The organism is Luteimonas padinae, from assembly GCF_014652935.1.
GTDB lineage: Bacteria > Pseudomonadota > Gammaproteobacteria > Xanthomonadales > Xanthomonadaceae > Luteimonas > Luteimonas padinae.
This window is the reverse complement of the sequence record NZ_BMZT01000012.1, coordinates 41,714-58,072: the sequence shown is the minus strand read 5'-3', so window position 1 is coordinate 58,072 and position 16,359 is coordinate 41,714. Positions and strand designations below refer to the sequence as shown.

The 16,359-nt window shown below is 70.6% G+C and carries 23 protein-coding genes; 12 read left to right on the top strand and 11 right to left on the bottom strand.

Going from position 1 to position 16,359, the window contains the following annotated elements; all coding sequences use genetic code 11:
• Positions 1–12: 12 nt before the first annotated feature.
• From IE168_RS13300 to miaB, 5 genes are all read right to left on the bottom strand, one after another.
• Positions 13–879 carry a CorC family transporter gene (locus IE168_RS13300; protein WP_189499085.1) on the bottom strand — a complete coding sequence of 289 codons (867 nt, stop codon included), beginning with the start codon at positions 877–879 and terminating at the stop codon, positions 13–15.
• A gap of 93 nt (positions 880–972) precedes the next feature.
• Positions 973–1,455, bottom strand: a complete 483-nt coding sequence (gene ybeY, locus IE168_RS13295) for an rRNA maturation RNase YbeY (protein ID WP_189499027.1) — start codon at positions 1,453–1,455, stop codon at positions 973–975.
• 10 nt (positions 1,456–1,465) lie between these two features.
• The gene (locus tag IE168_RS13290; RefSeq protein ID WP_189499026.1) at positions 1,466–2,491 is read right to left on the bottom strand and encodes a PhoH family protein; all 1,026 of its coding nucleotides are present in this window, start codon (positions 2,489–2,491) and stop codon (positions 1,466–1,468) included.
• 75 nt (positions 2,492–2,566) lie between these two features.
• A complete protein-coding gene (locus IE168_RS13285) occupies positions 2,567–2,830 on the bottom strand; it encodes a hypothetical protein (RefSeq protein ID WP_189499024.1) in 264 nt (87 codons plus the stop codon).
• Complete coding sequence (miaB, locus tag IE168_RS13280) at positions 2,820–4,214, bottom strand: tRNA (N6-isopentenyl adenosine(37)-C2)-methylthiotransferase MiaB (protein WP_189499022.1); 1,395 nt, start codon at positions 4,212–4,214, stop codon at positions 2,820–2,822. The genes IE168_RS13285 and miaB overlap by 11 nt, the downstream gene beginning before the upstream one ends.
• Before the next feature lie 220 nt (positions 4,215–4,434).
• Between miaB and IE168_RS13275 the strand changes: the two genes are divergently transcribed.
• The 6 genes from IE168_RS13275 (at position 4,435) to IE168_RS13250 (ending at position 9,424) form a co-directional block, all read left to right on the top strand.
• Positions 4,435–5,358 carry a lytic transglycosylase domain-containing protein gene (locus IE168_RS13275; protein ID WP_189499082.1) on the top strand — a complete coding sequence of 308 codons (924 nt, stop codon included), beginning with the start codon at positions 4,435–4,437 and terminating at the stop codon, positions 5,356–5,358.
• Between the two features lie 142 nt (positions 5,359–5,500).
• On the top strand, positions 5,501–6,136 hold the full coding sequence (petA, locus tag IE168_RS13270) for a ubiquinol-cytochrome c reductase iron-sulfur subunit (protein ID WP_189499020.1): 636 nt from the start codon (positions 5,501–5,503) through the stop codon (positions 6,134–6,136).
• A 3-nt stretch (positions 6,137–6,139) separates the two neighbouring features.
• Positions 6,140–7,399, top strand: a complete 1,260-nt coding sequence (locus IE168_RS13265) for a cytochrome b (protein WP_189499018.1) — start codon at positions 6,140–6,142, stop codon at positions 7,397–7,399.
• Entirely contained in the window at positions 7,392–8,144 is a 753-nt protein-coding gene (locus tag IE168_RS13260) for a cytochrome c1 (RefSeq protein WP_189499016.1), read from the top strand. The genes IE168_RS13265 and IE168_RS13260 overlap by 8 nt, the downstream gene beginning before the upstream one ends.
• 91 nt (positions 8,145–8,235) lie before the next feature.
• Positions 8,236–8,871, top strand: a complete 636-nt coding sequence (locus IE168_RS13255) for a glutathione S-transferase N-terminal domain-containing protein (protein ID WP_189499080.1) — start codon at positions 8,236–8,238, stop codon at positions 8,869–8,871.
• 28 nt (positions 8,872–8,899) lie between these two features.
• The gene (locus IE168_RS13250) at positions 8,900–9,424 is read left to right on the top strand and encodes a ClpXP protease specificity-enhancing factor (protein WP_189499013.1); all 525 of its coding nucleotides are present in this window, start codon (positions 8,900–8,902) and stop codon (positions 9,422–9,424) included.
• A gap of 5 nt (positions 9,425–9,429) precedes the next feature.
• Here the strand turns inward: IE168_RS13250 and IE168_RS13245 are convergent, their stop codons facing one another.
• Entirely contained in the window at positions 9,430–9,762 is a 333-nt protein-coding gene (locus tag IE168_RS13245; RefSeq protein WP_189499011.1) for a DUF3301 domain-containing protein, read from the bottom strand.
• Positions 9,763–9,842: 80 nt separating this feature from the next.
• Here IE168_RS13245 and IE168_RS13240 point away from each other — a divergent pair, with 80 nt between their 5' ends.
• On the top strand, positions 9,843–10,355 hold the full coding sequence (locus IE168_RS13240) for an FHA domain-containing protein (RefSeq protein WP_189499009.1): 513 nt from the start codon (positions 9,843–9,845) through the stop codon (positions 10,353–10,355).
• Here the strand turns inward: IE168_RS13240 and nadC are convergent.
• The gene (gene nadC / locus IE168_RS13235) at positions 10,352–11,266 is read right to left on the bottom strand and encodes a carboxylating nicotinate-nucleotide diphosphorylase (RefSeq protein WP_189499007.1); all 915 of its coding nucleotides are present in this window, start codon (positions 11,264–11,266) and stop codon (positions 10,352–10,354) included. The genes IE168_RS13240 and nadC overlap by 4 nt on opposite strands.
• Positions 11,263–11,532 carry a Trm112 family protein gene (locus IE168_RS13230; protein ID WP_189499005.1) on the bottom strand — a complete coding sequence of 90 codons (270 nt, stop codon included), beginning with the start codon at positions 11,530–11,532 and terminating at the stop codon, positions 11,263–11,265. Before IE168_RS13230 ends, nadC begins: the two co-directional genes overlap by 4 nt.
• 58 nt (positions 11,533–11,590) lie before the next feature.
• On the opposite strand from IE168_RS13230, the gene purE reads away from it, so the two are divergent.
• Positions 11,591–12,097 (top strand): 5-(carboxyamino)imidazole ribonucleotide mutase, encoded by a 507-nt coding sequence (purE, locus tag IE168_RS13225; protein ID WP_189499003.1) that lies wholly within the window; start codon positions 11,591–11,593, stop codon positions 12,095–12,097.
• Positions 12,094–13,236 (top strand): 5-(carboxyamino)imidazole ribonucleotide synthase, encoded by a 1,143-nt coding sequence (locus IE168_RS13220; protein ID WP_189499000.1) that lies wholly within the window; start codon positions 12,094–12,096, stop codon positions 13,234–13,236. Before purE ends, IE168_RS13220 begins: the two co-directional genes overlap by 4 nt.
• 24 nt (positions 13,237–13,260) lie before the next feature.
• On the opposite strand, the gene IE168_RS13215 is transcribed toward IE168_RS13220, so the two are convergent.
• From IE168_RS13215 to IE168_RS13205, 3 genes are all read right to left on the bottom strand, one after another.
• Positions 13,261–13,581 (bottom strand): CcdB family protein, encoded by a 321-nt coding sequence (locus IE168_RS13215; RefSeq protein ID WP_189498998.1) that lies wholly within the window; start codon positions 13,579–13,581, stop codon positions 13,261–13,263.
• A complete protein-coding gene (locus tag IE168_RS13210; RefSeq protein ID WP_189498996.1) occupies positions 13,582–13,833 on the bottom strand; it encodes a type II toxin-antitoxin system CcdA family antitoxin in 252 nt (83 codons plus the stop codon).
• A 78-nt stretch (positions 13,834–13,911) separates the two neighbouring features.
• The gene (locus tag IE168_RS13205) at positions 13,912–14,499 is read right to left on the bottom strand and encodes a superoxide dismutase (protein WP_189498994.1); all 588 of its coding nucleotides are present in this window, start codon (positions 14,497–14,499) and stop codon (positions 13,912–13,914) included.
• Positions 14,500–14,574: 75 nt separating this feature from the next.
• On the opposite strand from IE168_RS13205, the gene grxD reads away from it, so the two are divergent.
• Genes grxD through IE168_RS13190 form a run of 3 tightly spaced genes read left to right on the top strand, consistent with a single transcriptional unit; the run spans position 14,575 to position 16,243 of the window.
• A complete protein-coding gene (gene grxD / locus IE168_RS13200) occupies positions 14,575–14,901 on the top strand; it encodes a Grx4 family monothiol glutaredoxin (RefSeq protein ID WP_189498992.1) in 327 nt (108 codons plus the stop codon).
• Complete coding sequence (locus IE168_RS13195) at positions 14,898–15,647, top strand: SDR family NAD(P)-dependent oxidoreductase (protein WP_189498990.1); 750 nt, start codon at positions 14,898–14,900, stop codon at positions 15,645–15,647. The genes grxD and IE168_RS13195 overlap by 4 nt, the downstream gene beginning before the upstream one ends.
• On the top strand, positions 15,644–16,243 hold the full coding sequence (locus tag IE168_RS13190) for a YhgN family NAAT transporter (protein ID WP_189498988.1): 600 nt from the start codon (positions 15,644–15,646) through the stop codon (positions 16,241–16,243). The genes IE168_RS13195 and IE168_RS13190 overlap by 4 nt, the downstream gene beginning before the upstream one ends.
• The last annotated feature ends 116 nt before the right edge of the window (positions 16,244–16,359 follow it).

Below are 16,359 nucleotides of genomic sequence, written 5' to 3'. Positions count from 1 at the left end.
GGTGCTCACGTCTCAGTCGCCATGGATCGACAGGTGCAGCGCGTGCAGCCGGCGCGCGTCGGCGCTGGCGACGCGGAAGCTGAAGCGTCCGAGCGTCAGCTCCTCGCCGGCCTCGGGCAGGTGGCCGATGGCGGCGGTGACCAGGCCGCCGATGGTGTCGTACTCGTCGTCGTCGAAGTCGGCGCCGAAGCGCTCGTTGAAGTCGTCGATCGGGGTCAGCGCGTCGACCACGTACTGGCCGTCGGCCTGGGCGGCGATCAGCGCCTCGGGGTCTTCGGCATCGTCGTGCTCGTCGTCGATCTCGCCGACGATCTCCTCCAGCACGTCCTCGATCGTGATCACGCCGGCCACGCCGCCGTACTCGTCGATCACGATCGCCATGTGGTTGCGCGACTGGCGGAACTCGCGCAGCAGCACGTTGAGCTTCTTCGACTCGGGGATCAGCACCGCCGGGCGCAACAGTTCGCGCACCGTGCCGGGGCCGTTGTCGGCGACCACGCCGCGCAGCAGGTCCTTGGCCAGCAGGATGCCCAGGATCTCGTCCTTGTCCTCGCCGTGCACCGGGAAGCGGGAATGGCCGGACTCGACCACCTGCTTCATCAGGTCGATGAAGCGTGCCTCCACCGGCAGCGAGACCATCTGCGAGCGCGGCACCATCACGTCGCCGACGGTCAGGTCGGAGACCGCGATCGCGCCCTCCATCATGCGCAGGGTGTCGGCCCCGATCAGGCCGTCGGCCTGGGCGTCGCGCAGCAGCTCCACCAGGTCGTCGCGGGTGCCGGGCTCGCCTGTGATCGCCGAGCTCAGGCGTTCGAACCAGCTGCGCCGCCGTTCCGGACTGTCCGGCGCGGCGCTGTGACTACTGTCGTCTTCGGGCATTGCGGTCATGTCAGCGCCCCGGGCGGGGCGACCCGGCCAGTTTACAGCGGCGCCGTCGCGTCCGCTGGCAGGGCGGGCGCCGCCGGCAGCGGGTCAGCCTTCTCGGTAGGGATCGTCGATCCCGAGGCCGGCCAGGATCTCGCGCTCCAGCTGTTCCATGGCCTCCGCCTCCACGTCGTTGCCGTGGTCCCAGCCCAGCAGGTGCAGGGTGCCGTGGACGGTCAGGTGGGCGTAGTGGGCAGCCAGGGGCTTGCCCTGTTCGCGCGCCTCGCGGGCGACCACCGGCGCGCACAGCACCAGGTCGCCGAGCAGCGGCAGGCGCACGCCTTCGGGCAGGCCCTCGGGCAGGTCGGCGGGGAAGCTCAGCACGTTGGTGGCGTAGTCCCGGCCGCGATAGTGGCGGTTGAGGGCGCGGCCCTCCTTCGCGTCGACCAGGCGGATGGCGAGGTCGGCTTCACGGATGCGTCCGGACAGCGCCGCGGCCACCCATTTGCGGAAGCTCACCGCTGCCGGGATGCCGGCGCGGGGGAGGGCGTAACCGACGGAAACGTCGAGGCGGACAGGACCCTGGGTCATGCCCGCCAGTCTACGCCGGACCGGTCGAGGCGTCCTGCGCGTCGCGGCGGTCGTAGGCGTTGACGATCTTCGCCACCAGCGGGTGGCGCACGACGTCGCGCGACTCGAAGAAGGTGAAACTGACGCCGTCGACGTCGCGCAGCACCTCCAGCGCGTCGCGCAGGCCGGACTTCGTCGACTTCGGCAGGTCGATCTGGGTGAGGTCGCCGGTGACCACGGCCGTGCTGCCGAAGCCCAGCCGGGTCAGGAACATCTTCATCTGCTCGATGGTGGTGTTCTGCGCCTCGTCCAGGATCACGTAGGCGTCGTTGAGGGTGCGCCCGCGCATGTAGGCCAGCGGCGCGATCTCGATGACGTTCTTCTCCAGCAGCTTCAGCACCTTCTCCACGCCCAGCATCTCGTACAGCGCGTCGTACAGCGGGCGCAGGTAGGGGTCGACCTTCTGCGACAGGTCGCCGGGCAGGAAGCCGAGCTTCTCGCCGGCCTCCACCGCCGGACGCACCAGCACCAGGCGCTGCACGCGGGACTCGTTGAGCGCCTCGACCGCGCTGGCCACGGCCAGGAAGGTCTTGCCGGTGCCCGCCGGGCCGATGCCGAAGTTGATGTCGTGGGTCGCGATCGCGTGCAGGTACTTCTGCTGGTTCGGGCCGCGGCCGCGGATGGTGCCGCGCTTGACGCGGATGGCGACCGTCTGCGGCACGAAGTCGGGATCACCGCCGCGCCCGGCGTCGTGTTTCGCGCCTGCCGCCGCATCCGCCTGCACCGCGCGCGAGGCGTTCACGCGCAGGTTGATCGCGTGCGCGTCGAAGGTTTCGCTGGCGGATTCCCCGTACAGGTCGCGCAGCAGGCGCTCGGCCTCGTCGACGCGCCCGGCATCCTCGCCGCTCACGCGGAAGATGTTGCCGCGGTTGGCGATCTCGACGCCGAGCGCCAGTTCGATCTGGCGCAGGTGGGCATCGAAGGGGCCGCCGAGGTTGGCCAGCCGCTCGGTGTCGGCGGGTTCAAGGGTGAAGCTGCGCTGGTGGGGACTGGACATAGGCCGGAAGGGTAGCGCGGGCCGATGTGACGTGCGTGCACGCGGCCGCGATATTGCAGGCGGCAGGCGTGCGGATCAGGTCCCGCGGTCCGGGCGGCCGGGGCGCAGGCCGCGCAGGAGCAGGACCAGTCCGGCCACGCCCAGCAGCACCGAGCCGCCGAACCAGATCCAGCCGACGGCGCCCGCGGCACCGGCATCGCGCACCAGGTACAGCCATGCCCGGGCCAGGCCGAGCGCGGCCAGGCCGCAGAGCCAGAGTCCCAGCGGATCGGCGCGGCGCCTGCCGCGGGGCGATGCCGGATGCCGGTCCTGCGCCACGTCGCGGGCTTCAGCCCACACCCGTCGCGTCGGCCGTGACGACACGGCCGCGCAGCGAATTGCTGCGGGCTTCGGTGACCACCACGTCGACGAACTGCCCGACCAGGCGCGGGGGGGCGGCGAAGTTCACCGAGCGCATGTTCTCGGTCTTTCCGGTCAGCTCCTCGGCATTCCTGCGCGAGGGGCCGGTGACGAGCACCCGCTGCACGCTACCCACCATGGCCTGCGAGATGCCGGCCGAGTACTCGTTGATGTGCGCCTGCAGCCGCGACAGCCGCGCGTGCTTCACCTCGCTGGACACGCTGTCCTCGAGGTCGGCGGCCGGCGTGCCCGGGCGGCGCGAATAGATGAAGGAGAACGACTGGTCGAAGCCCACGTCCTCGATCAGCTTCATGGTCTTCTCGAAGTCGGCGTCGGTCTCGCCGGGGAAGCCCACGATGAAGTCCGACGAGATCGAGATGTCCGGGCGCACCGCGCGCAGCTTGCGGATCTTCTGCTTGAACTCCAAGGCGGTGTAGCCGCGCTTCATCGCCGAGAGGATGCGGTCCGAGCCCGACTGCACCGGCAGGTGCAGGTAGTTGGCCAGCTGCGGCACGTCGCGGTAGGCCTCCACCAGCGAGTCGGAGAACTCCAGCGGGTGCGAGGTGGTGAAGCGGATGCGGTCGATGCCCTCGATCTCGGCGATGGTGCGGATCAGCAGGCCGAGATCGGCCGTGTCGCCGCCTTCGCCCATCGGTCCGCGGTAGGCGTTGACGTTCTGCCCCAGCAGGTTGACCTCGCGCACGCCCTGGGCCGCGAGCTGCATCACCTCCACCAGCACGTCCTCGAACGGCCGGCTGACCTCTTCGCCGCGGGTGTAGGGCACCACGCAGAACGAGCAGTACTTGCTGCAGCCCTCCATGATCGAGACGAAGGCGCTGGGGCCCTCCGCGCGCGGTTCGGGCAGGCGGTCGAACTTTTCGATCTCGGGGAAGCTGATGTCGACCTGGGGGCGGCCCGATTCGCGCCGGCCGCGCAGCAGCTCCGGCAGCCGGTGCAGGGTCTGCGGGCCGAACACCAGGTCGACGAAGGGCGCGCGCTTCACGATCGCGTCGCCCTCCTGGCTGGCCACGCAGCCGCCCACGCCGATCAGGACCGGGCGCCCGCCCTGCTTCAGCGCCTTCCAGCGGCCCAGCTGGCTGAACACCTTCTCCTGCGCTTTTTCGCGGATCGAGCAGGTATTGACCAGGATCACGTCGGCTTCTTCGACGTTCGTGGTGAGTTCCAGGCCGTCGGAGGCAGCCAGTACGTCGGCCATGCGGGCCGAGTCGTACTCGTTCATCTGGCAGCCGTGGGTCTGGATGAAGAGCTTGCCGCGGGCGGGGGCGGCGGACGCGTCGTCCGGCAGGGTCTGGTCGTGGGTCATGGCGGGTCCGGGGCGCGGCGGTGAGTCCGGGCCGGATGAGGGTGGTCGCGCAGTGTAAACCGCGGGCGGCGCTGGCCGCGGTGGCGGGCGGGTGGCGTTTCCCAGGGCGTGGTCACGGTTCCGGGCCTTGGCAAGGCCCCTCCAAGATAGGAGACTGCGCGCGAATGGAGGGGCGGGGATGAAGCGCTACGGCACAACCCTGGGGTTCGCCTGGGCGGCGATGATCGGCCTGGCCTGCGTGGGCGCGGCCGGCCCCGCCGTGGCCGGCACCATCTACCGCTGCGAGACCGGCGACGGCGTCACCAGCTACGTCAGCCGCCGCATCAGTGGCGCCAACTGCTCGGTCGCCACCACCTACCGCCCCAGCCGGCCCTCTCGGCCGAGCCGGCCATCGACCACGCCCGGGGCCGTCGGGGCCGCGACCGCATCGACGGCGGTGGCCGGTTCGCCGGCCTCGATCAATGCCAATGCGCCCTCGACGTTCATGGGCGGCGCGGGTGGCACGGCGTCGGGCTCCCCGTCGGTCCAGGTGCCGTCGGCGCCTTCGGCCAGCGCCGGCTCGCGCCGCCTGGTGCAGGGGCAGGTGTATTCCTACGTCAAGGACGGGGTTCGCCACTACACCAGCCGCAGGCCCGCGGGCGGCGGCGGTGATGGCGCGGTGCGCACCATCCGCTACAGTTTCTTCGAATCCTGCTATGCCTGCGGCTCGCCGGGTCTCAATTTCTCCAACGTGCGGCTCAACACCGTCGCCTACAACGCGGAGGTCAGGGCGGCCGCGCAGGAGTTCGGCGTCGAGGAGGCGATCATCCGCGCCGTCATGCACGCCGAATCGGCGTTCAATCCCAATGCCCTGTCCCGCGTCGGCGCGCAGGGGCTGATGCAGCTGATGCCCGCCACCGCCGACCGGTTCGGCGTGGTCAACGCCTTCGATCCCTCGCAGAACATCCGCGGCGGCGTCAAATACCTGGCGTGGCTGCTCAAGCGGTTCAACGGCGACCTGACGCTGGCCGCGGCCGGCTACAACGCCGGCGAGGGCGCCGTGGACCGCCACAAGGGCGTGCCGCCGTACAACGAGACGCGGCGCTATGTGGAGCGCGTCGGCGTCCTGGCGGACCGTTACCGGGCCCAGCTGGCGGCGAACTGAGCGGGTCCGGGGCCGCCGACGTTGTCCCCCGAATCGGCGTTCCGCTACACTTCATCGTCTTTGCGGCGCGTCTCCGGTTACGGAGGCTGCGCGCGCGGCAGCCAGTACACACACAAGCGACCGTAGGTTTTCCGGAGTGGCGATGGGCAACGAAGGGGTTATGGATCCTGTCGAGGGGGGCACGGTCGACAACGGCCGCCGCCGGTTCCTCACAGCCACGACGGCGGTGGTCGGCGCGGCAGGCGTCGGCGTCGCCGCGATTCCGTTCATCAAGACCTGGTTCCCGAGCCAGCGCGCACAGCTGGCCGGTGCGCCGGTGACCGCGGACATCAGCGCGCTGGCCGAGGGCGAGCGCATGATCCTCGAGTGGCGCGGCCAGCCGATCTGGATCGTCAAGCGCTCGCAGGCCGTCCTGCAGGCGCTGCCGACGCTGGACGACCAGCTGCGCGACCCGAAGTCCGAGAACGTCGAGCAGCAGCCCGACTACATCCGGCAGGCCAACCCCGAGCTGCGCTCGCTGAAGCCTGAAATCTCGGTGCTCGTCGGCCTCTGCACCCACCTCGGCTGCTCGCCGGAGATGGTCGCCAAGATCGGCCCGGCGCCGTTCGATCCGGAATGGAAGGGCGGCTACTTCTGCCCCTGCCACAAGTCGAAGTTCGACATGGCCGGCCGCGTCTACCAGGGCGTGCCGGCACCGACCAACCTCGTGGTGCCGCCGCACCATTTCGCCGACGACACCACCATCGTCGTCGGCGTCGATCCGCAGGGGGCCGCGTAAGCCATGTCCAACGTGATCATGCGTACCGCCAACACGGTGGCGGACTGGGTCAACGAGCGCGCACCGGGCATGATGCCCGTGTACCGGAAGCACATGTCCGAGTACTACGCGCCGAAGAACTTCAACATCTGGTACATCTTCGGCGTGCTGTCGATCGTGGTGCTGGTCAACCAGATCGTCACCGGCATCTTCCTGACGATGCACTACAAGCCGTCCGCGGCCGAGGCCTTCGCCTCGGTGGAATACATCATGCGCGACGTGGAGTGGGGCTGGCTGATCCGGTACATGCACTCCACCGGCGCCTCGCTGTTCTTCATCGTGGTCTACATCCACATGTTCCGCGGGCTGATGTACGGCAGCTACCAGAAGCCGCGCGAGCTGGTGTGGATCCTCGGCATGCTGATCTACCTGGTGCTGATGGCCGAGGCGTTCCTGGGCTACGTGCTGCCCTGGGGCCAGATGTCGTTCTGGGGCGCGAAGGTGATCATCTCGCTGTTCGGCGCCATCCCGGTGATCGGCAACGGCCTGGTCGAGTGGATCATGGGCGACTACCTGCCCAGCGACGCCACGCTCAACCGCTTCTTCGCCCTGCACGTGATCGCGCTGCCGCTGGTGCTGCTGCTGCTGGTGGTGCTGCACATCTTCGCGCTGCACGAGGTCGGTTCGAACAACCCCGACGGCGTCGAGATCAAGAAGGGCCCGAAGGGCAACCGCTGGTCGAAGACCGCGCCTGCAGATGGCGTCCCCTTCCACCCGTACTACACGGTGAAGGACACCTTCTACGTCGGTTTCTTCCTGATGATCGCGGCGTTCATCATCTTCTTCGCACCGGCCTTCGGCGGCTGGTTCCTGGAGCATGACAACTTCACCGAGGCCAACCGCCTGGTGACGCCCGAGCACATCAAGCCGGTGTGGTACTACACGCCTTACTACGCGATGCTGCGCGTGGTCCCGAACAAGCTCGGCGGCGTCCTGGTGATGTTCGGCGCGATCGCGATCCTGTTCCTGGTGCCGTGGCTGGACCGCGCCAAGGTCAAGTCCTACCGCTACCGCGGCCTGATGTCCAAGGTGCTGCTGGGCCTGTTCGCGGTCAGCTTCGTCTGGCTCGGCAAGATCGGCGCGGGCCCGGGCACGGATCCGGTCGAGACCATCGTCGGCCGCTTCCTGACCGCGTTCTACTTCCTGTTCTTCCTGACCATGCCGTTGTGGACGGCGATCGACAAGACCAAGCCGGTTCCGGAGCGGGTGACGACGCATGACTAAGCCCATGACCCTGATCACCCGCGTCGCGGCCTTCGCGGCCTCCATGCTGCTCTCGTTTTCCGCCCTGGCCGCCTCGGGCGGCCCGCTGCAGCACGCCGGTACCGACCTGGGCGACAAGGCCTCGCTGCAGCGTGGCGCCCAGCTGTTCATGAACTACTGCTCGTCCTGCCACTCCCTCAAGTACCTGCGCTATTCGCGCATGGCCGAGGATCTGGGGCTGACCGAGGAGGAGGTCATGGCGAACCTCAACTTCACCGGCGCCAAGTTCGGCGAGCAGATCCTCACCGCCATGCCGGCCGAAGGCGCGGCGGAGTGGTTCGGCACCGTGCCGCCGGACCTCAGCCTGACCTCGCGCGTGCGTGGCGGCGACTGGATCTACAGCTACCTCAAGTCGTTCTACATCGACGAGGAGCGTCCGCTGGGCTGGAACAACACGGTGTTCCCGAACGCCTCGATGCCGAACGTGCTGTGGGAGATGCAGGGCGTGCAGCGCCCGGTCTACGGCAGCACCGACGCCGCCACCGGCGAGCCGGCCATCGACCGCCTCGAAGTGGCGCAGCCGGGCAGCATGGATGGTGCGCAGTTCGACCAGGCCGCGCGCGACATCACCGCGTTCCTCGAGTACGCGGGCGAGCCGATCGCGACCAAGCGCGAGGCGCTGGGCGTGTGGGTGATGCTGTTCCTGGCGTTCTTCACCTTCCTCGCCTGGCTGCTGAAGAAGGAATACTGGAAGGACGTCCACTGACGGCGACGGCAGGGAACCGGGCAGCCGCCCGCGAGGGGCGGGCGGCGCCAATGCGGCTGGCGGATTCCGGCCGCGGGAGAGTTGTTCGATGATGGCAGCGAGTCCGCGCATGCGTAATGCACTCACGCTCTTTTCCTCGGCCGACGACGTCCTCTGCCACCGGGTGCGGCTGGTGCTCGCGGCCAAGGGCGTCACCTACGACCTGATCACGGTCGACCCGAAGGACCCTCCGGAAGACCTGATCGACCTCAACCCGTACCACTCGGTGCCGACCCTGGTCGAGCGCGACCTGGTCCTGTACGCCGCGAGCGTGGTCACCGAATACCTGGACGAGCGCTATCCGCATCCGCCGCTGATGCCCGTCGACCCGCTTTCGCGCGCACGCCTGCGGCTGGCGATGCTGCGGCTGGAGCACGACTGGGTGCCGGAAGTCCGCGCCATCCAGACTGGCACCAAGGCCAATGCCGATGCCGCGCGCAAGCGCCTGAAGGAGCTGGTCGCCACCTCGGTGCCGCTGTTCAAGGCCTACAAGTTCTTCCTCAATCCCGAAATGAGCCTGGCCGACTGCGCCATGGCGCCGATCATCTGGCGCCTCGAGTCCCTGGGCGTCCCGCTGCCCAAGGACGGCAAGGCGATCGAGGATTACGGAAACCGCATCTTCCGCAACCCGGGATTCACGCGCAGCCTCACTCCGCAGGAGCGCAACCTGCGGGAGCTTCCGGCCTGAAGTCGCCGTCCCGCGCTAGAATCCGGGCATGAACGATGTTTCCCGGATGACCAGCCATCGCCCCTATCTCCTGCGGGCGCTGTACGAGTGGATCGTGGACAACGGGATGACGCCCCACCTGCTGGTGGACGCGACCCGCCAGGGCGTGCGCGTGCCCGCGCACACCGTCAAGGAGGGCCGCGTGGTCCTCAACGTGGCCGAGCGTGCGGTCGTGCGCCTGGCCATGGACAACGAAGCGGTGAGTTTCACCGCACGCTTCGGCGGGGTCAGCCACCCGGTCCAGGTCCCCATTGCCGCCGTGCTCGCGATCTACGCGCGCGAGACCGGGCAGGGCATGGCGCTGCCCGAAGACCAGGGGCTGGCGGGTGCGTCCGGTGAGGATGACGGGGTCGCCGATGCTGATGCCGACGGCGGCAGCGGCGCGGAGCCGGCGGGCGAAGTCGTGCTCGGCGTGGTGCCCGGTGGCATCGGCGACGACGAGGGTGGGGACGGCGACGACAACGACGGCGGGCCGGCTCCAAAGCGCGGCGCCCACCTGCGCGTCGTGAAGTAACCCGCTCAGTCGCCGCCGAGCAGGCCCGACGCCACCGCCGGCGCGGGTCCGGTGAACGACACCAGGCGCGTGCCATGGAACACCATGCGCCCGCGCTGCCGGTCCATGCCGTCGTGCGAATACTCGAAGCGGAAGCTGCGTTCCAGCCCGAGGCGGCCGTCGTCGCGGCGTCGCAGGCGCAGGCCCACGGCGTGCACGGTCTGGTCGAGCAGCTGCACGCCCGCGGCGCGGCAGGCGGAATGGCCGACCTGGATCGCGTGTTCGCTGGCGGCACGCGCGGCATTCCACCACGCATACGCGAGGGCGCCGGCTATCATGAGCAGGATCAGACTGGGCATGGTCCGGCAATCTGGGGCCAACCCGCGGTTTGAGCAAGCCTTTGCGTGGGCTTCACGCAGGAGGTCGCAGTTTTTCCCGCATGAACAGCCACCCCCGCACCGAGCCGGCCACCGTTCCACCCGAGCCGCAGGATGAGCGCGACCGCGTCGCCGCCACGGTCGTCAGGCCGGCGCTTCCACGCTTCGTGCTGCGGGGCGTGAGCGGCGCGGGCTTCGGGCGCACCTTTCCCCTGGTCGGACCGACGGTGCTGGGACGTGCGGCCGACTGCGGCATCCATCTCGACCACCCGGGCGTATCGCGGGAACACCTGCGGCCGACGCCGACGGCGGAGGGCCTGCTGGTGGAAGACCTGGGGTCGACCAACGGCTGGCTGCTCAACGAGGTGCCGCAGCAGCGCGCCTGGGCACGGCATGGCGACGAGCTCGGCATCGACGTGCTGAGGTTCCGCGTAGTGGCGCCGGGCGCGGCGACGGCATCCGATGCGCCGTCGGCGCGGCGGGGCGCGCCGGCCGCCGTGCGCGGCGTGTCGCGCGGGTGGTGGCTCGCCGCGCTGGGCGTGCTGGGCGCGGTCGCGGTGCTGCTGCTGCGCTAGCTGGCCGGAGGCGGCGGACCCAGCTTCAGCGACAGGTCCACCGCGCGGACATGCTTGGTCAGTCCGCCGATCGAAATGCAGTCGACGCCGTCCTCGGCGATGGCGCGCAGCGACGCGAGGTCGACGCCGCCGGACACCTCAAGCGGGATGCGGCCGGCCGCGATGCGCACCGCTTCGCGACGCGTCGCGGCGTCGAAATCGTCGACCAGGATGCGGTCGCAGCCGGCCTCGAGGGCCGCGTGCAGTTCGTCCAGGGTCTCCACTTCGACGATCAGCGGCAGGCCGGGCTGGCTGGCGCGCGCGGCGGCGATCGCGGCGCCGATCGAACCGGCGGCGCGGACGTGGTTTTCCTTCAGCATCACCGCGTCGTACAGGCCCATGCGGTGGTTGTCGCCGCCGCCGACGCGCACGGCGTACTTCTGCGCGATGCGCAGGCCGGGCAGGGTCTTGCGGGTGTCGAGGATGCGCGCGCGGGTGCCACGCACGGCCTCGACGTGGGCGGCCGTCGCGGTGGCCGTGCCCGACAGGGTCTGCATGAAGTTCAGCGAAGTGCGTTCCGCGCTGACCAGGGCGCGGGTGCGGCCGTGGAGGAGCGCGAGCACCGTACCGGCGCGGACGCGGTCGCCTTCGGCCACGCGCCAGTCGATCCGGACCCCGGGGTCGAGTGCGCGGTGGCAGGCGTCGAACCAGGGCCGGCCGCAGATCACCGCGTCTTGCTTGCACAGCAGGTAGGCCGATTCCGGCCCGTCGGGAAGCAGCGCGGCGGTGACGTCGCCGCCGCCGAGGTCCTCGGCCAGCGCGCGCTCGACATCGGCCGTGACCGCCCCGGGCGGCGGCACGGCGACGCGGGCTGGCAGGCGCGGGCCGGATGCGTCCGCGGCGAAGCCGGCGCCGTGACCGCCCGCGCTCATGCGCCGGTGAAGCCTTCGGCCTGCGCGGTCGCGATCGCCTCCTCGGCGAGCAGGACCGGGATGCCGTCGTCCACGCGATACACGGTGCGGCGGTCGCGCGTGACCAGCGCTTCGCGCAGCGGCTCGGCCTGGGTCGCGTCGTCGCCGCGCTTCACGCCGCCGGCGGCGATGGCCCGGTTCAGCGCCTCCAGCCCGGCAGGCTCCAGCAGGGCCAGCGGCTGGCGGCTGGTGGGGCAGACGAGGATGTCGAGCAGCTTGCGGTCCATGGCGGGTACGGTTGGCGCGAGGGATCGCTAGAATACGTCTTTGCCACAGGGGACGGCCATGACCGCCACCACCAGCCCGCCCGTCGTCGGCATCGTGATGGGCTCGCGCTCCGACTGGGACACGATGCAGCACGCCGCGCAGAAGCTCGAGGAGCTCGGCGTCGCGCACGAGGTCCGCGTCGTGTCGGCGCACCGCACGCCGGACGTCCTGTTCGAGTACGCCGCCACCGCGCGCGGCCGCGGCCTGAAGGCGATCATCGCCGGCGCCGGCGGCGCCGCGCACCTGCCCGGCATGCTCGCCTCGAAGACCGCGCTGCCGGTGCTGGGCGTGCCGGTGCAGTCGAAGGCGCTCAACGGCATGGACTCGCTGCTGTCGATCGTGCAGATGCCGGCGGGCGTGCCGGTGGCGACCTTCGCGATCGGCAACGCCGGCGCGGCCAACGCGGCGCTGTTCGCCGCCGCGCAGCTCGCGGCCGCGGGTGACGTGGCGGTCGCGGCCGCGCTGGACGCCTTCCGCAGGCGCCAGACCGAGGACGTCGCCGGCAACGACGACCCGCGCCTGTGACCACCGTCGGGATCCTCGGCGGCGGCCAGCTGGCGCGCATGATGGCCCTCGCGGGCGCACCGCTCGGCCTGCGCTTCTCGGTGATGGACACCAGCGCCGAGGCCTGCGCCGGCCAGTTCGCGCCGCTGGTGGTCGGCGACTATCGCGATGGCGAGGCGCTGGCGGAGTTCGCCTCCGGCATCGACATCGCCACCTTCGACTTCGAGAACGTGCCCGCCGGTTCCGCGCAGTGGCTGAGCGAGCGGGTGCCGATGTTCCCCAATCCGCGGGCGCTGGGCACCAGCCAGGACCGGCTGGCCGAGAAGACGCTGTTCGGCGAACTCGGCATCCCGGTGCCGGGCTACGTGGCGGTCGACACACCGGCCGACCTCGACGCCGCGATCGCCCGCCTGGGCGTGCCCTGCATCCTAAAAACGCGGCGGCTGGGCTACGACGGCAAGGGCCAGTTCCGCATCCGCACCGCGGGCGATGCCGGTGCCGCCTGGGAGGCGCTGGGCGCGCAGGCCGCCAGCGGTGGGCTGATCCTCGAGGCCTTCGTGCCCTTCGAGCGCGAGCTGAGCGTGGTGGCCGTGCGCGGCCGCGACGGCGAGTTCCGCACCTGGCCGCTGACCGAGAACTGGCACGTCGACGGTGTGCTGTCCGCGAGCCTGGCGCCGGCGAACGTGGACGCCGCGCTGGAGGCGCGCGCGGTGGGCCATGCGCGCGCGCTGGCCGAAGCCCTGGACTACGTTGGCGTGTTCGCGCTGGAGCTGTTCTGCCGCGACGGCGAGCTGCTGGCCAACGAGCTGGCCCCGCGCGTGCACAACTCCGGCCACTGGACGATCGAAGGGGCCGAGACGTCCCAGTTCGCCAACCACCTGCGTGCCGTGCTGGGCCTGCCGCTGGGCGCGACGCGCGCGCTTGGCCAGGCCTGCATGCTCAACTGGATCGGCGAGATGCCGCAGCTCGAACCGGTGCTGGCCGAGGCAGGCGGCCACTGGCACGACTACGGCAAGGCCCCGCGCGAAGGCCGCAAGGTCGGCCATGCCACGCTGCGGGCCGATACGTCGGGCGGGTTGGCGGAAGCGCTGGAGCGAGTGGGCGCCGCGCTCGGCCGCGAATCCCAGGTCGCGCCAGTCGTCGCGCGGCTGCGTCAGTAAGCCCGTCGCACGGGCCGGTCTGGTTCAGCCGTAGGCCCGGCTCAGCAGTTCATCGAGCGCGCCGATGATCCGGTCGCCGTCGGCGGCCAGCGACGCCACCGGATCGCCCAGCGCCTCCAGCGGTACCGACACCAGCTCCAGCGGGTGCAGCACCACCGCAACGCCTTCGACCACGAAACCCGGATTGAAGCCGGCGTGGTGGATCGCGCCGACGTGCGACTTGCGTACCAGCGGAACCACCACGCGCCGCCGGTAGTCGTCGAACGCGGCGGACTGCACGACCACCACGAAAGGAATTGCCGCGCGGTGCCTGCCGGGATTGCGGTGGACGTCGAACTGGCCCACTCAGAGCGTCGAGAACTCGTCGGCGAACGAACCCTGTTTCTCGGCGAAGCGGTTCCATGCCGTCGCGGCGCGCTTCAGCCGCTGCGCCTCGGCCTCGCGCAGCTGCTTCTGGCGCTGCACGAAGTCGGCGAGCATGGATTCCACTTCCGCCGACAGGTTGCCGGTCATCTGCCGCGCCTGCGCCACCAGTGCCTCGTTGAGCGACAGGTTGACCGGCCGCTTGGGAGCGTTGGGGTCGTAGATGGCTTTCATGGTTGCCGGATCCAGCGGGCTTCGTGCGCATGCTATGCGCATGGATGAGCCTTCGCAAGCTTCGCCCCATCCTGCCAATCACTTCAGGTTCGAGGCGACGAATCCCCAGTCGACCACGTTCCAGACGGCTTCGACGTAGCGCCCGCGGGCCTCGCGGTAGTCCAGCACGTAGGCGTGCTCCCACAGGCTCAGGCCGAACAGGGGGCGATCCTCGCCGGTGATCGGCGACGCCGTGTTCGAGGTCACCGCCATGGCCACCGAGCCGTCCGGCCGCTGCAGCAGCCAGATCCAGCCCGAGCCCTGCAGCGCCGTGGCCATGGCCGCGAAGCGCTGGCGGAAGCGGGCGAAGTCGCCGAAGCGGCGCACAATCGCCTCGCCCAGGGCACCCTGCGGCTCGCCACCGCCGCCCGCGGCCGCGGGCTTCAGGCAGCGCCACTGGAACGCCAGGTTCCAGGCCTGGGCCGCGTGGGCCTGCAGCGCCCCCTGGGCGCCGCGCACGATGTCGTCCAGCGTGGCCGCCCCCATGCCAGCCCCCGGCGCCAGCGCATTGACCGCGTCGACATGGGCGCGGTGGTGGCGGCCGTGGTGGAGGTCGAGGGTGTCGCCCGACAGGTGCGGCTCGAGCGCGGTGCGGTCCCAGGGCAGGGCGGCAAGTTCGATGGCCATGGACGCTACAATAGCGCGATCCCCATCGCGCGCTGCGTGGCCCTTGGCCGCGCCGCCAGACACGTCGGAGCCAGCATGGCCATCATCGAACGCATCCAGGCCGAGATTTCCGGCCATCCCATCGTCCTCTTCATGAAGGGCACGCCGCAGTTCCCGATGTGCGGCTTCTCCAGCCGCACCGTGGGCGCGCTGCGCGAGGCCGGCGCGGACATGGCCACGCTGCACAGCGTCAACGTGCTGGAAGACCCCGAGGTCCGCGCCAACCTGCCGCGCGTCTCGAACTGGCCGACCTTCCCGCAGCTGTTCATCAACGGCGAGCTGATCGGCGGCTGCGACATCACCATGGAACTCTTCGAGTCCGGCGAGCTCGCGCGCATGATCGCGGAGACGCAGGCCGCGTGAGCACGCCCGCGGCCGCCGCAGGCGCGCCGGCCGCACTGGCCGGCCGTGTGGTCCTGGTGACCGGTGCCCACGGCGGCCTGGGCGCCGCCGCCGCGCATGCCTGCGCGCGCGCGGGCGCCACCGTGGTGCTGCTGGGGCGCAAGGTCCCTAAGCTCAACCGGGTCTACGACGCGATCGCGCGCGATCCGTCTGGGCTGCCGGAACCGGTCAACTATCCCTTCGACCTCTCGGGAGCGGAGTATGGCGACTACGTGGAGCTGGCCGATCGGGTGGGCGCGCAGCTGGGGCGCCTGGACGGCCTGCTGCACTGCGCCGCCGAGTTCCCCGGCCTGACGCCGCTGGAACACACCGATCCCGGCCAGTTCGCGCGCGCGCTGCACGTCGACCTCACCGCGCGCTGGTGGCTGACCCGGGCCTGCCTGCCGCTGCTGCGCCAGGCGTCGGATGCCGCGGTGGTGTTCGTCCTCGATGACGAGGGGGCCTCCGCCTACCGCGGCGCCTACGGCGTCGCCCAGCACGGCCAGCGCGCTTTGCTCGACACCCTGCACGCCGAGCACGGCACCGGACCCGTCCGCTTCCACGGGCTCCGTCCGGGGCCGATGCGCACGCCGCTGCGCGCGCGCTCGCACGTCTCGGACGATGACCGCCGTGCCCGCGATCCGGCGGCGGCGGCCGGGGCCTGCGTCACCCTCCTGTCGTCCGCCGGCGCCGCGCATCGAGGCCAGGCCTGGGCGCCCTCGCCATGACCGTCGTCTCCGCCGCCCTGCTGCTGTTCCTGATCCTGGACCCGCTGGGCAACATCCCGGTGTTCCTCAGCATCCTGCGCCACCTGCCGCCGAAGCGGCAGCGCGTGGTGCTGGCGCGCGAGCTGCTGATCGCGCTCGGCGTGCTGATGGTCTTCCTGTGGGTGGGCAAGTACGCCCTCGAGGTCATGCACCTGCGCCAGGAGTCGGTGTCGATCGCCGGCGGCATCGTGCTGTTCCTGATCGGCATCCGCATGATCTTCCCGCCGCCCGAGGGCCTGATGGGCGAGCTGCCCGGGGGCGAGCCCTTCATCGTGCCGCTGGCGGTCCCGCTGGTCGCCGGGCCGTCGGGCATGGCCGCGGTGATGCTGATGGGCAGCCGCGAGCCCGAGCGGCTCTGGGAATGGAGCCTGGCGCTCGGCGTCGCCTGGGGCGCCACCGCAGCCATCCTGTTCTGCGCCCCCTGGCTCTACCGCCTCCTGGGGGCCCGCGCCCTCACCGCCGTCGAGCGCCTGATGGGCATGCTGCTGGTCGCCATTTCCGTGCAGATGCTGATGGACGGGGTGGCCGGCTACCTGGGCTCCCTGACCCCGGCGTGAAACCGTCATCCGGCTGTCATATGCGGCGGCTAATGTGTTAATCTGTTGTTAACCGCTGCCGCCAGGCGGTCGCGGCGTGAGTGGGAACCACCAAACGACATCGTCCGTCCGTGCCT

Bases quoted from the DNA above. Each gene is read 5' to 3' on its own strand.
- IE168_RS13205 (WP_189498994.1), bottom strand. From the start codon at position 14,499: ATGGCCATCGAACTTGCCGCCCTGCCCTGGGACCGCACCGCGCTCGAG.
- IE168_RS13290 (WP_189499026.1), bottom strand. From the start codon at position 2,491: ATGTCCAGTCCCCACCAGCGCAGCTTCACCCTTGAACCCGCCGACACC.
- IE168_RS13250 (WP_189499013.1), top strand. From the start codon at position 8,900: ATGAACGATGTTTCCCGGATGACCAGCCATCGCCCCTATCTCCTGCGG.
- IE168_RS13265 (WP_189499018.1), top strand. From the start codon at position 6,140: ATGTCCAACGTGATCATGCGTACCGCCAACACGGTGGCGGACTGGGTC.
- IE168_RS13255 (WP_189499080.1), top strand. From the start codon at position 8,236: ATGGCAGCGAGTCCGCGCATGCGTAATGCACTCACGCTCTTTTCCTCG.
- grxD (WP_189498992.1), top strand. From the start codon at position 14,575: ATGGCCATCATCGAACGCATCCAGGCCGAGATTTCCGGCCATCCCATC.
- IE168_RS13210 (WP_189498996.1), bottom strand. From the start codon at position 13,833: ATGAAAGCCATCTACGACCCCAACGCTCCCAAGCGGCCGGTCAACCTG.
- IE168_RS13260 (WP_189499016.1), top strand. From the start codon at position 7,392: ATGACTAAGCCCATGACCCTGATCACCCGCGTCGCGGCCTTCGCGGCC.
- IE168_RS13275 (WP_189499082.1), top strand. From the start codon at position 4,435: ATGATCGGCCTGGCCTGCGTGGGCGCGGCCGGCCCCGCCGTGGCCGGC.
- IE168_RS13300 (WP_189499085.1), bottom strand. From the start codon at position 879: ATGCCCGAAGACGACAGTAGTCACAGCGCCGCGCCGGACAGTCCGGAA.
- IE168_RS13230 (WP_189499005.1), bottom strand. From the start codon at position 11,532: ATGGACCGCAAGCTGCTCGACATCCTCGTCTGCCCCACCAGCCGCCAG.
- miaB (WP_189499022.1), bottom strand. From the start codon at position 4,214: ATGACCCACGACCAGACCCTGCCGGACGACGCGTCCGCCGCCCCCGCC.
- petA (WP_189499020.1), top strand. From the start codon at position 5,501: ATGGGCAACGAAGGGGTTATGGATCCTGTCGAGGGGGGCACGGTCGAC.
- purE (WP_189499003.1), top strand. From the start codon at position 11,591: ATGACCGCCACCACCAGCCCGCCCGTCGTCGGCATCGTGATGGGCTCG.
- IE168_RS13240 (WP_189499009.1), top strand. From the start codon at position 9,843: ATGAACAGCCACCCCCGCACCGAGCCGGCCACCGTTCCACCCGAGCCG.
- IE168_RS13190 (WP_189498988.1), top strand. From the start codon at position 15,644: ATGACCGTCGTCTCCGCCGCCCTGCTGCTGTTCCTGATCCTGGACCCG.
- nadC (WP_189499007.1), bottom strand. From the start codon at position 11,266: ATGAGCGCGGGCGGTCACGGCGCCGGCTTCGCCGCGGACGCATCCGGC.
- ybeY (WP_189499027.1), bottom strand. From the start codon at position 1,455: ATGACCCAGGGTCCTGTCCGCCTCGACGTTTCCGTCGGTTACGCCCTC.
- IE168_RS13245 (WP_189499011.1), bottom strand. From the start codon at position 9,762: ATGCCCAGTCTGATCCTGCTCATGATAGCCGGCGCCCTCGCGTATGCG.